Origin of the sequence: Brevibacillus sp. Leaf182, from assembly GCF_001423865.2 — a bacterium.
Classification (GTDB): domain Bacteria; phylum Bacillota; class Bacilli; order Brevibacillales; family Brevibacillaceae; genus Brevibacillus; species Brevibacillus brevis_C.
In genome coordinates this window covers 451,061-463,744 of sequence record NZ_LMPN02000037.1, presented here as the reverse complement: position 1 = coordinate 463,744, position 12,684 = coordinate 451,061, and the positions used below count along the sequence as shown (strand labels likewise).

At 46.7% G+C, this 12,684-nt stretch carries 11 protein-coding genes and 2 tRNA genes; 12 read left to right on the top strand and 1 reads right to left on the bottom strand.

The window, feature by feature from the left end:
* The first annotated feature begins 12 nt into the window (after window positions 1-12).
* From ASG16_RS29135 to ASG16_RS29090, 10 genes are all read left to right on the top strand, one after another.
* The gene (locus ASG16_RS29135; RefSeq protein ID WP_056487990.1) at window positions 13-1,239 is read left to right on the top strand and encodes an efflux RND transporter periplasmic adaptor subunit; all 1,227 of its coding nucleotides are present in this window, start codon (window positions 13-15) and stop codon (window positions 1,237-1,239) included.
* 323 nt (window positions 1,240-1,562) lie between these two features.
* Window positions 1,563-2,273 (top strand): cytochrome c biogenesis CcdA family protein, encoded by a 711-nt coding sequence (locus ASG16_RS29130; RefSeq protein WP_048033259.1) that lies wholly within the window; start codon window positions 1,563-1,565, stop codon window positions 2,271-2,273.
* 23 nt (window positions 2,274-2,296) lie between these two features.
* Window positions 2,297-2,830, top strand: a complete 534-nt coding sequence (locus ASG16_RS29125; RefSeq protein ID WP_056487987.1) for a TlpA family protein disulfide reductase — start codon at window positions 2,297-2,299, stop codon at window positions 2,828-2,830.
* Between the two features lie 171 nt (window positions 2,831-3,001).
* A complete protein-coding gene (locus ASG16_RS29120) occupies window positions 3,002-3,199 on the top strand; it encodes a hypothetical protein (protein ID WP_048033257.1) in 198 nt (65 codons plus the stop codon).
* Between the two features lie 104 nt (window positions 3,200-3,303).
* Window positions 3,304-4,395: a phosphotransferase enzyme family protein gene (locus ASG16_RS29115; protein WP_056487986.1), complete on the top strand. Its 1,092-nt coding sequence runs from the start codon at window positions 3,304-3,306 to the stop codon at window positions 4,393-4,395.
* 85 nt (window positions 4,396-4,480) lie between these two features.
* Window positions 4,481-4,651: a YycC family protein gene (locus ASG16_RS29110; RefSeq protein ID WP_082195949.1), complete on the top strand. Its 171-nt coding sequence runs from the start codon at window positions 4,481-4,483 to the stop codon at window positions 4,649-4,651.
* Window positions 4,652-4,679: 28 nt separating this feature from the next.
* A complete protein-coding gene (locus ASG16_RS29105; protein WP_056487981.1) occupies window positions 4,680-5,246 on the top strand; it encodes a thioredoxin family protein in 567 nt (188 codons plus the stop codon).
* Between the two features lie 66 nt (window positions 5,247-5,312).
* Window positions 5,313-5,630, top strand: coding sequence for a hypothetical protein (locus ASG16_RS29100; RefSeq protein ID WP_056487978.1), 318 nt, complete (start codon window positions 5,313-5,315; stop codon window positions 5,628-5,630).
* A gap of 92 nt (window positions 5,631-5,722) precedes the next feature.
* Window positions 5,723-5,807, top strand: a tRNA-Tyr gene (locus ASG16_RS29095).
* Window positions 5,808-5,852: 45 nt separating this feature from the next.
* Window positions 5,853-5,934, top strand: a tRNA-Leu gene (locus ASG16_RS29090).
* Between the two features lie 165 nt (window positions 5,935-6,099).
* Here the strand turns inward: ASG16_RS29090 and edeQ are convergent.
* Window positions 6,100-6,537 carry an edeine self-resistance N-acetyltransferase EdeQ gene (edeQ, locus tag ASG16_RS29085; protein WP_056487976.1) on the bottom strand — a complete coding sequence of 146 codons (438 nt, stop codon included), beginning with the start codon at window positions 6,535-6,537 and terminating at the stop codon, window positions 6,100-6,102.
* A 297-nt stretch (window positions 6,538-6,834) separates the two neighbouring features.
* On the opposite strand from edeQ, the gene edeP reads away from it, so the two are divergent.
* Together edeP and ASG16_RS29075 are read left to right on the top strand one after the other, a co-directional pair.
* Entirely contained in the window at window positions 6,835-11,340 is a 4,506-nt protein-coding gene (edeP, locus tag ASG16_RS29080; RefSeq protein WP_056487975.1) for an edeine non-ribosomal peptide synthetase EdeP, read from the top strand.
* 78 nt (window positions 11,341-11,418) lie between these two features.
* The gene (locus ASG16_RS29075) at window positions 11,419-12,666 is read left to right on the top strand and encodes a lysine 2,3-aminomutase (protein WP_056487973.1); all 1,248 of its coding nucleotides are present in this window, start codon (window positions 11,419-11,421) and stop codon (window positions 12,664-12,666) included.
* The last annotated feature ends 18 nt before the right edge of the window (window positions 12,667-12,684 follow it).

The window sequence follows — 12,684 nt, the reverse complement described above, 5'->3', positions numbered from 1 at the left end:
GGAGGGACATACATGAAACTAAGTAAAAAACCCGTCATTTTGGCATTGCTAGCCATCTCGCTAGTGGCAGGGTGCTCCAGCCCGCAAGCGGAAACGCCGCCTACGGAAACGGTGGAAGCGGCAACCCCTGTACAGGTGGAAACTGTTGCAACGGGCACAGTGGTATCAGATTCTGGTCTCACGGCAAAGCTGGCGCCGAGTGAGGAAGTGCAAGTCTCCCCGAAAGTGGGTGGGAAAATTTCTTCCCTGCCAGTGAAACTGGGCCAATACGTGACAAAAGGTCAAGTCTTGTTCAAGCTCGATGAAAAAGATCTGGTAAACGGTGTTAAACAAGCAGAAGCAGCCTACAACGTATCAAAAGCGAGCTTAAACCAAGCGGGCAGCAGCTCTGATCAAGGCTTGGTTCAAGCGAAAAATAGCCTGAAGCAGGCAGAAACCGCCCTCCAGGATGCAAAAGTAAACCAGCAGCGGATGCAACAGCTCTTTTCACAAGGAGCAATTTCCGCTCAGCAGATGGAACAGGCAAACTCCCAACTGACAACGGCACAGACCTCTTACGATAACGCGCAGCAGGCATTGCAATCTGCTGGGCAAAAAACGAGTGTGCAAGTTTCCGAAGCTTCTGTACAGCAAGCGCAAGTAAGCTTGCAAAACGCGCGTGAGCAATTAGCAAATGCGACTGTGACGTCTCCGATCAACGGATATATTTCCAGCGTAAACGGCGCAGTTGGTCAAATGGCAGGTCAGCAGCCGGTTGTGGTTGTTGTGAACACGAACCCACTACTGGTAAAAGCGAATCTGTCAGAAGCAGATATCACAAAAATAAAAGTAGGAACAACCGTAAAAGTAAACGTACAATCGACAGGAAAAACGATTGATGCCAAAGTAACGGCGATGAGTCCAGTGATGGATACCCAACTCAAGGCATATCCAGTAGAGATTACGATTCCAAACCCATCCAATGAGCTGAAGTCTGACATGGTTGTAAATGTAACCTTCCCAACGGTTGGGGAAAGTGGAGCAAAATCGATCGTTGTAACGCGCGGTGCGGTCTTTGATCGGGATGGTAAGCAGTATGTATTCAAGCTGGAAGGTGACATTGCAAAACAAGTCGAGGTCACTACAGGCAAATCCTCCAGTGATCAGATCGAAATTTTGACAGGCTTGTCTGCCGGCGATAAGATCGTGGTAAAAGGGCAAACACTGCTTCAAGATGGCGGTAAAGTCACGATTCAGTAAAAAAAGAGTATCGAAGAAGGGGCGGAGTGCATCCGCCTCTTTTTTGTGTACAATGGAAGTATTCGTTATCCTGTGCAGTTTGAAACCTATAGCAATATCGCACCTGAAGGTAATCACATTTGTCACAAATCTGATTTATTTTCTAACGTGGATCAGATTTATTCATCCAATTGTAATATTTTGGGGTGAGTTTTAAGACATAATGAATATTATGTAAAGTAAATTGTCACGGATTTAAGACAAAGTGTCATTGCTACTTTTGAAGGGGGAAAAGATTCGATACAATGAGAAGATAGTGGATAAAATACCCACCGGAGGTACATATGACTGGCGATATTACTGTGTTTTTGGCTTTTGCAGCAGGTTTTCTCTCGTTTATTTCCCCTTGCTGCCTGCCGCTTTACCCGTCCTTTTTGTCTTACATAACTGGGGTTACGGTAGATGAAGTGAAGAAAGGGAGAGCGGTTTTTCGCAAGCAAGCGTTCTTGCATACCTTTTTCTTCATTGTCGGGTTTTCGATCATTTTCATTGCGCTCGGGCTGTCTACATCTTGGATCGGAAGCTTGTTCACCGACCAACAGGACTTAATTCGTCAACTGGGCGGTATTTTGCTTGCTGTCATTGGTTTGGTTATGCTTGGCGTGTTTAAAATGGATTGGATGATGCGTTCTTTTAAAATCGATTTAAAATCGAGACCATTGGGGTATACTGGGTCCATACTGGTGGGAATGACGTATGCAGCAGGATGGACACCTTGTGTGGGACCGATTCTTTCTGGCATTATCGTCATGGGCGTTTCCAATCCATCAAGCGCCTTGGCTTACACATTGGCGTATACACTCGGTTTCGCCATTCCATTTTTTGTCATGACGTTCTTCATCAGTAAAGTGAACGCGATTGTGAAGTATTCCGACCTGTTTATGAAAATCGGAGGAGCCATTATGATTTTGTTCGGTATCCTTCTGTATACAGATAAACTGACGGATATTACACGCGTTCTCATTCAAATGTACGGAGGCTTTACGGGATTCTAACTCAGTAGGGCAGAGGTGACAAAATGAAAAAGCTGTTGCTCGCGGTACTCGTATTAGTGGGGGTCGGACTTGCTGTTTGGGAAAAGCCTCAAGAAACAGCCGCAATCGTAGCAGAGGTTCAAAAACCGGAAGTTGGCTTTGCAGCTCCTCATTTTACACTGACAGGATTGGACCAGCAGACGTACAAGGTAGAAGGAAAAAGGACGAAACCATTAGTCTTGAACTTTTGGGCTTCCTGGTGTGGACCATGCAAGCTGGAGGCACCTGATTTACAGAAAGTCTACGAAAAATACGGCGGACAGGTTGATTTGTATGGCGTGAACGTCACGAGCAATGATAGCCCGGAAGCAGCTATAGCCTTCGTCACCAACTACAAGCTGACATTTCCAATACCGATGGACGTAGCTGGAACCGTGTCAAACCGTTACAAGGTGATGGCATTCCCAACTACTTACTTGATTGACGCAGATGGGATCGTACGAAAGAAGATAATCGGCATGGTTGATGCCCCTACACTGGAGCTGGAACTGCGACAGTTGTTAAGTCCAAATCCATAGGGAAGACTTATCGTCGCTTGGAGAGAAATCTCCGGCGGCTTTTTCTATTTGTTGACACGTTTGACAAGGCCCATTTTACAGGTGGATATCTTGATTTTGTATGCTTGCCTAAAGAGCGGGGGTGTTCTTCTTCATAGACTGGAGTGATCCAGGGCAAAGGGAGGAGAACGGATGGCCAAAGGCAAAAAGATAAAGAAAAAGAACACGCGACAGCACCCCAATCAAGTACAGTTGAAAATCGTAACGTCCCATACATGTCAAGTATGCAAGCAGCAATGTGCACGAGGGTTGGCATATCTAGAACAGATGTCCCAGCCCGGCGCGATCGGCTTTGGTGTACCATGCATCCTCACAAAGCAAAAACCATAGTTTGTCCTTTTCCAGTGCAAGTGTCCGGTTCACAGGAGATAGTCCCTTTCCTTTCATTCAAGAGGGACTATCTTTTTTGGCGTGAAAAGCGAGGAAAAGCGGAGTTGCATGTAGAAGTGAGACCTGTACAGAAGAAAGCGGAGGGGGAATCGTCTACGGATCAGGTGAGAGTAGCTTTAAAAAAACATTATCAGTTAGATGTTAAGCGTATTGAGCGCATTGCATATGGCTTATGGGAAGAAAGCTTTTCTGTTTGGACAAGCAGTCAACGATATTATGTAAAACGGTTTTATGCCAAATGGCGCTTGCAAACTCGCTATGAGGAGATGCTTAATGGTCTAGCACTCAGCCAAGAACTACGAGAGAAAGGCTTTCCTGCACCGCGTTTGCTACTCCCTCATCATCAGGAATGGCTTGCCCATGATCAGGGAGAGACGTACCAAGTAAATGAATGGATCGACGGGCGTAGCTATCATCCAGGAGAATTGCCACTTCGTGAAGCAAAGGCGATGGGGGAGCTGTTAGCCCATTTTCATCGCCAATTTGATCCTCTTCCCCCCTTTGAGGACGTTCCCATGCTTTCGCCTTCCAAAGCAATTGCAGATTGCCGAGAGTTATGGAGTCAGTATCAGAAAGAGCAGGGAGCATTTCCAGGATACGTACGTGAAATACTTGAGCAGCAAATTTCCTTGTTGGAGACGGTGAGCCATGAATACGTTTCCCGTTTGCCAGTGCCCTCGCTCCGAGGTAGATGCTTTCATTCGTATTGGGTCGAACAGCTCATTTTTCATCCAAATGGCGAGGTGGCTGCACTCGTAGACTGGACAGATGGTGCCGGAAGGGAAGGGTATTGGGCAAAAGATCTGGTTGCAGGGCTTCACTTGTCAGCACTTCAGTACGAAGGGATTCTTGCGTTCTGTGAAGGGTATCAGGCTCATCATCCACTACCAAAATCAGAGTGGCAAGCGGTGCTGGCGAAGCTCTGCTACGGACATTTGGCGTCAACGAATTTTTTAGATAGCTGGCTCGTCAAGCACAACCGTCGTATGGAGCATTGGGAACAGATTGCGATGACTTGGACCAGGCTCGTTCCAGAGCGATTCCACCTTTGGCACAAGCTAGAACAAGGTCTATTGGATATGCTTTTCCCGGATTATCAGCAGGCCACCGTTGTGGTTGGCAGGGATAACGAATGAACCTCAAGATACCAAGCTGGCAGGTTTAAGAGTCGTGTATTATACTGGAGGGACTGATGAAAGCAAACGGAAGGAGTGGAAATACATGCGTCCGTTACAGATATCACCTGATACGGCTGTCAAGCTGGCCGAAGCACTTCAGGTACCTTTAGAGCGCCTCATGCACATGCCGCAGCATATTTTGTTACAAAAAATGATGGAGTTGGCAAAGCAAGAGAAAGAAGAAAGTGAGCGAGAGTCTGAAAAGCAAGACTAGATTCATTACACACGAGGAGGAGAATAAGATGGGGGCAAACGTAGCACATAAATTCCGTACGGGGCTCAAGCCACAAGCGTTCGTGGAAAGCATGACAAAAAATCAGGATACATACAAAAACTGGTCGGATGCATTTTCATGGGAGGATGAACAAGACCGTGCGTTTTTTGCCTCTCTCCAGCATCGTGATGACCTCAGATGCTTGATTTTGGCTGCGGATTGGTGTGGCGACGTCGTTCGCAACTTGCCAGTCGTCTTGCATGCCTTGAAAGAAACTGACATGCCAGTGGAAATTATGGTGATGGAAGAGCATCTCGATCTTATGGATGAGTTTCTCACAATGGGCGGTCGGGCGATCCCCGTTGTTATTTTCGCGGACACGGGTGGACATGTTCTGGCAAAATGGGGACCACGACCGAAGCATGTCCAAGCTGTTATGACGGTGTTTAAACAGCAAAACCCGGACCGAAACGCAGCAGATTATGAAGAAAAGATCAAAGTGGTCCGTGCCGAAATGCTCGAACAGTATGGAGAAGGCACTGGCTACCAGCAAGTGATTGTCAAAGAACTAAGAGAGCTGCTTTCCTCGATCTAATCGATCACATCAATTACAGGGCGGAGTCACGGCTCCGTCCATTTTCGTGCAGAAGGGCTGAATAACATGTATTACTACGGGAATGAAACCATTATGTCCTTGGAGCAGGTGCTTCGCTTAAAAGCATCGGAAGTTCGAATTCTGGAGTGGGTACGTACCTACGAGTTTTTAGAAAATAGTTATGGGATCGATGAAGCCGTTCCCTACTTCTTGGAGATAAAATGCGAAGAAGACCAAGTGAAGATTCGCAAAAACCGCATACTAGACTTCCCGGAGTACTCCTGTGAGGGAGAAGAAACATTTCAAGAAGTGGACGAAGCGCTACGCGTCTTTCACGAGTGGGCACAGGAGATCTTGGAGAAAAAAGAGAGTCAATCTAAATAAATATATTGACGTCAAACAAAGTTCATGGTAGATTAATAAATGTCGCTTCTGGTTGAAGAGAGTAGACGCAGAAGATAGACAGCACATATTGTGGGGAGATAGTGAAGTGGCTAAACACGGCAGACTGTAAATCTGCTCCCTCCGGGTTCGGCGGTTCGAATCCGTCTCTCCCCACCATTGATTTTCTATCGATGATGTGCTATTTTATTCATAGTTTCACATGCCGGTGTGGCGGAATGGCAGACGCGCGCGACTCAAAATCGTGAGGGAAACCGTGGGGGTTCAAGTCCCTTCACCGGCACCATATCAAAAACGAATGCACACTAACCATGATGTTTACAGACGCATGGAAGGTGTGCTTTTTCATTTACGGAAAAACACAAAACAATTCAAATAGCGGCGATTCTAAGACTGGATTTTCAGGTCTTAGGTCGCCGCTGTTTCATTTTTGGGAAAAGAACTAGCTAACTTAAAAGTTCAATTCGGCAATCGTCTCGCCAAACAGGACCATGCCATTTTTTTGAAATCCGAGTGAAGCGTAAAGGTTTTCGGCTGCGACATTGGCTGGGGCATAACCAATGACAATTTTTTGACAATCTTCTTTTGCTTTCAGGATATCAATGACTTGCGAGATCGCAGCACGTCCGTAACCTTGCCGTTGATACTTTGCATCAACTAAGAGTCTGTAAATCCAGTAGTTTCCATCGTCGGGGTCAAGACCGTACATGACAAAGCCAACCATCGTGTCATCGTGGTAGATGGCCAAAGGGACAAATGTAGTTTGAAACTTTGCTTCAGCGATGGAGTAGAGGTTCGGGGCAACAAATTCACTCTGTTCAGGCGTAGGTTCCAGTTCAATACACTCTTCCCAGTTTTCCAGGGTTATTTCACGAAGTGTCACAGACATCTAATCACATTCATCCTTCCAGGTGTTTTTTACCAATATATTACATTTTATCCTACGTGAAAAGGCAGCCAAAATCAATAGTGTGTACAAACTTTTTTCCATTCTATGCAGCGCTAAAAAGGGAAGGAAGAAATGGAATTCATCCAATTTTCAGAAATAACATTTTATGGAAAATTCATTTGACACTATAGAAGATTCATCTATATAGTTGGAATTGGAAGTATTTGTAATCAATTAGATTTTTTACCATTTATGAATTGTGATGATATCTTCGCAATTCCGAAAGGGGGATATGCATTGCGCCAGGATAAGAAGCAATTGAAGGTGGGATATCCTTTAAGCCATCCACAAAAGCGTATCTGGTATACGGAAAAATTACATCCACAGCTTCCTATCCATACGTTAGGGGGGATGGTTCGGGTTCAAGGCAAGGTCAAACTGGATGTACTGGAAGCGGCCATTCACCTGTTCATTCAAAAGAACGATGCTTTGCGACTCAACTATCAGGAGGAAGAAACAGTCCTTCAGTTTGTTGGAGAGTACGAACTGGAGCCCTTGCAGGTGTTTGATTTCAGACAGGAACCGAATGCCCCTGATCGGTGCAGACAATTCCTGCAAGCTTTGTTTGCAAAGCCGTTTTCGATCGGACAAGAGCCTCTATTCTACTTTTGTCTGATTCAACTGAGTGACGAAGAAGCGGGATATTTTGTGAAGTTTCACCATTTGATTGCTGATGGTTGGTCTATCTCCATTATGACAGAACAAATTGCTCACTATTATGACACGTTGTTGGCAGGCGGTACCGTTCATCTAGGGGATGAACACGCTTATCAAGCTTTTGTCGACAGGGAGCATGCCTATTCTCAGTCTGAGAGATTTGAAAAGGACAAGCGATACTGGCGGGACAAGTTTCAGAGCTTGCCTGTGATCACGACATTACAAAAGGCAACAGATACGACCGAAGGCAAGCGCAAAGTCTATGCATTCAACCGAGAAGATTCGACAAGAATACGCCAGTTTGCAGACCAGATGAAATGCTCGCTAAATTCCTTGTTTGTGGCTCTCGTCAGTCTTTACCTTCAGCGCTGCACGAGGCAAGAAGAAATCGTGATCGGTACGCCGCTGTTAAATCGTTCAGGCAAAGTGGAGCGCAAAATTTTCGGGATGTTCACAAGCACCATGCCATTTCGTCTGGCAGTTCCGATGGAAATGGATGCTCTCGATTATGTCAAATATGTCAACAGGGAACTCACTTCCTGTTTTTTTCATCAGAAATATCCGTACGATTTGCTCGCTCAAGAGTTGGAATTGAAGAAACATGGCTATGACAGCTTGTTTCAGATTTGTGTCAATTATTACAGCACGCAGCTGCCCTTCACCCTTGGCGGGCACCCCGTGACGAATGAGGAGTTTTACAACGGTCACCAGTTGTATTCGCTCCAAGTGATTATTAGGGAATGGGCTATAGATGAACGATTGACGCTGGAATTGGATTACAAGATTGCCGAGTACACGGAAAATGAGGTTGATCGAATTGTGGATCATCTCATAAGGCTGCTCAATCAGATGATCTCGAATCCAGAAGTCCCGCTGTCCAATCTGAACTTCCTTGCTGACGAAGAGCTGGCACTACAACTCAAAACATGGAACGATACAGCGGCTTCCTATCCCAGCGAGAAGACGGTTGTCCAATTGTTTGAAGAGCAAGTAATACGCTCGCCACAGGGAGTTGCGTTGGAGTCAGAGGGGCGCATACTGACATTCCAGGAACTGCATGATCAAGTGAATCGACTCGCTCAGTCGTTGCGAAACCGTGGAGTTGGCCCTGGCGTGATTGTTGCGCTGCTCGCAGATCATTCGCCAGAGATGATCATCGGGCTGTTGGCCGTGCTAAAAGCAGGCGGGGCTTACCTTCCGATTGACCCTCAACTCCCTTCTCAGCGTATCGAATACCTGCTGTCTGATTCTGGAGCGGACCTGATGCTTCGTCACACCTCCCGACTAGAGGTTATTTCATGGTCCAAAGAAATCCTGGAGCTTGGCGATTCGTCCTTGTATCTAAATGATGGGGCAAGCCTGGAAACGGTTAATCAGCCAGAGAATTTGGCCTATGTCATTTATACATCAGGCTCTACCGGAAATCCGAAGGGGGTCATGGTTACTCATCAAGGGTTAGTCAACTATATTTCGTGGGCGAAAGACCGCTATCTCTCCTGTCCTGAAGAAGCGTTTGCTTTTTATTCCTCACTAGCATTTGATTTGACTGTTACATCCATTTTTTGCCCGTTGGTAAAGGGAAATCGGATGGTTATCTATCCACACTCTGATTCAGAGTTTGTGTTATCTCGCATCTTTAGTGACGGACGTTCCCATGTTGTAAAGCTGACACCTGCCCATCTGTTTTTGCTGCAAGAAATCGCTTTGCCTTCTACTACAGTAAAGCGAGTGATTGTGGGCGGCGAGGACTTGAAGGTGAGTCTGGCTGAGGCGATTCATGCGAAATGGAACGGACAAGTCGAAATTCTCAATGAGTATGGTCCTACCGAGACAGTAGTCGGTTGCATGATCTATCAATTCGATCCAAAGACCGATGTCGAGGGTTCTGTGCCGATTGGACATCCGATCAGTAACGTGCAGCTCTACATTTTGGATTCATATGGGAAACCAATCCCGATCGGATCGACAGGAGAGCTATTCATCTCGGGAGATAGTGTGGCACGGGGGTACCTTAACCGCGAGGAACTGACGCAAGAGCGCTTCCTACCCGATCCGTTTCAGCCAGGTAAAGTGATGTACAAGACGGGCGATCTGGTTCGGTATCGGCCAAATGGAGTCATGGAGTATCTGGGACGGGCTGACTATCAGGTGAAGATTCATGGTTACCGCATTGAATTGGGGGAAATTGAACAGCAGCTACTTGGTCATTCTTCTGTGCGTGAGGCAGTGGTGATTGATCGCATGGATACGTGGGGGCGAAAGTACCTTTGTGCTTACTTGATCACGGAAACATTTTTCCGGGAAAAAGAGCTCCGTGAAGAACTGGCAAGTCGATTGCCCGCATACATGATCCCTTCGCAAATCGTGCAGCTTGAGCAGTTTCCGCTGACCTCAAATGGCAAGGTAGATCGAAAACAGCTTCCCGAACCTGTCATGGAGCGAAAAGGTGCGGAGGATGAAACCGGTCCTCGTGACGAGTTTGACAAGTTATTGGTTGAAGTGTATGAAGACGTGCTTGGTCGTTCACCATTTGGTCTACATGACCCGTTTTCCCAACTAGGGGGGGATTCGATCAAGGCGATTCAGGTTTCCTATCGATTGCATCAGCGGGGAATCAAGATTCCGGTGAGAGACATCTTGATTTATGACACGATTGCCGAACTAAAAGCGGGCAGTGACTGGAGCTGGGGAGCGGAACAGATCTCACAAGAGCCGTGTACTGGCGAGTTGCCGTCATCTCCCATCGTTTCATGGTTTCTGTCACAACAGTTCCGCAATGCTGATCATTGGAACCAGTCGTTGCTCCTGGAAAGCAGGGAAAAAGTAACGCTGGAGGAGTTTGAAGCGAGTCTGTCTGCACTGGTTAACCATCACGATTGTCTGCGACTCAATTACTCTGCAAAAGACGGGAAGCTCTTTTACAATGAGCATCACCTTGCCAACCGAGTGTCCGTGTCTTGCATCGACCTTTCTTCCTTACCGCAAGAAGAACAGGAGAGTAGAATGCTTGAGGCGATGAGAGCTTGCGCTGTTAGCTTTAAGCTGGAAGAATCATTGCTGTTTACCGGTTGTCTCTTTGAATTAGGTCCCGATCGACCTCAGCGATTGTTTCTGACTGCCCATCATCTTGTTGTGGACGGTGTTTCCTGGAGGATTCTCCTGGAAGATTTGATGAGCGCCTTGGCCAGTCTGAAACGTAAGGAGCCAATTATCTTGCCGGATAAAACACATTCGATGCAAGCGTGGGTCAAGGAAGTCTCCGCTTTTTACCAGTCAGATCAGGCGATCAAAGAAAAAGCCTATTGGGACACGTTTTCTATCCCGGAAGACAAACTTCCCACGGATTACGATTTTGGCGAAGACTTGGTAGAATACAGCGCTACATCTACACGCACGCTTTCAGCCGAGATAACGTCGCGACTGTTGACAACGGCCAACCGAATGTTCAACACGGGTCCTCAAGACCTATTGGTTGCAGCACTTACACGGACATTGTGTGAGGTGTTTGAAAGGGAGCGCCTCTTGCTGGTAATGGAGTCGCACGGGCGTGAGTCTTCCATTCATGCGATGAACGTAACCAGAACAGTAGGATGGTTTACCAGCATGTATCCTGTTCTATTCGAAACGAATCCATCCAATCGGACTGATCACCTAAAAGCAGTAAAGGAGAAGTTGCGTCAGATTCCGATGGGCGGCCTTGGATTTGGCTGGTTTAAGCCTCATCTGCTCGCGGCAGAGGAAAAGTCCCACATTCGTTTCAATTATCTGGGAACCGTTGATCATCAACTGAGTGATGATCTGGTACTAATGGGAGGAAACTTGGCGGTTGATGCCGGAGTGGGTAATCATTTGACAGCACTGCTTGACGTGGCTGCTCTCGTTCGTCAAGGAGAGCTCCAGGTTTCTGTTACGTACAGCTTACGAAAGTATCGTGAGGAGACCGTGGAGAAAATCCTTGCGTTGTTTTTCCATGAATTGGAGCAGCTCATTGATCATTGCTGCAGCCAGGAGGTCCCTGAATTTACTCCATCGGATTTTGAAGATGTGGAGTTGACACAAAAAGAGCTGGACTTGCTGTTTGGTTAACATACGAATCACATGCTTGAACGAGTGTTCCAAGAAAGCAAAGATGACGAGTGTTTATGAATGACGGGAGGGATTACATTGAGTGTTAAAGTGCTAATGGGAAAAAAAGGATTTGAGGAGTTCGCAACAATTGTCGGCTTTACAGAAGCAGAGAAGGAAGAACGCAGTGCATTACTGGAGCAGTCTTATATGCCATTTAAGGTGACTCGTTATTATGCCGAGTTGATTGCGAGTCAATCAGAGCCTTATCGTACTCAGATGATCAATATCGTACTTCCGCCACCGGGAGAGAAACCTTATAAAGGCCGCTTTGATCCTTATGGTAACAAGTCGTACCGTCAGGATGAAACAGCTTTCCTGCAACACAAGTACAAGAAGACATTGTTGCTTCACATCGACGACTTTTGTATTGCCAACTGCCAGTTCTGCTATAAAGTGAACGAAATCCGCCACGAGGATATTGGGTACACCAATATTATGGAAAAAGCAGAAAGGGCCGTGCAGTATTTGGAAGCTCATCCGTACATCGATAATGTCCTCTTTACCGGTGGAGATCCTGCTTCCTTCCGTAAAAGCTCTGATCTAATCAAGCTGATTAGCTCCCTATTGAGTGTGAAGAGTATCCGACTCGTTCGCTTTGCCACCAAGGCTCTGGCCTATGATCCCGCTCGTTTTCTCGACGGAGAGCTGCTAGCGTTCTTTGACCAAGTAAGACAGACGCCAGGCAAGCAGGTAAGTGTGATTTCCCAGTTCAACCATCCTGGGGAAATAAGCGACGTTTCGATCCAAGCAACGCAAGCGCTGCTGTCCGTCGGTGTACAGATTCGCGGTCAGCCTGCCATCATTCGCGGAGTGAACGATTCTGTCGAGACCTTGATCGACTTGCAACGCAAGTTTCTCGATAATCGAATCATTTCGTATTATTTGACAGTGTTTATGCCAGTTAGAGGAGTCGAGCAGTATGCCATTCCACTGGACGAGGCGTTCCGGAATGTGGCCGAGTCCAAACGCAATCTGGGTGGCTTGGAGAAAAAAGGGGTACTTCTTACCTCACACGACTTTGGAAAATTAGAGATTTGTGGTTTTTATCCGACAGTTGAGCGCCCTGAAAAAATTGTTTTGAAATGGCATCAAGCGGTTGGACCAGACTATCTTCCAGAGCGGTTGAAGGAATTAATCCCGACCCGTTCAGAAGACCTGATGATTTTGGACTACAAGCAGGGAGAGATGTATTGTCTCGACCATGTGTTCAAACACAATGGATTGCCGTACGTGGATGCAGATGGGGAGATCGTGGAGAACCTGCCGAGTGAAGCTGTTCGGTAAGGGAGTCAGGAGAGAAAA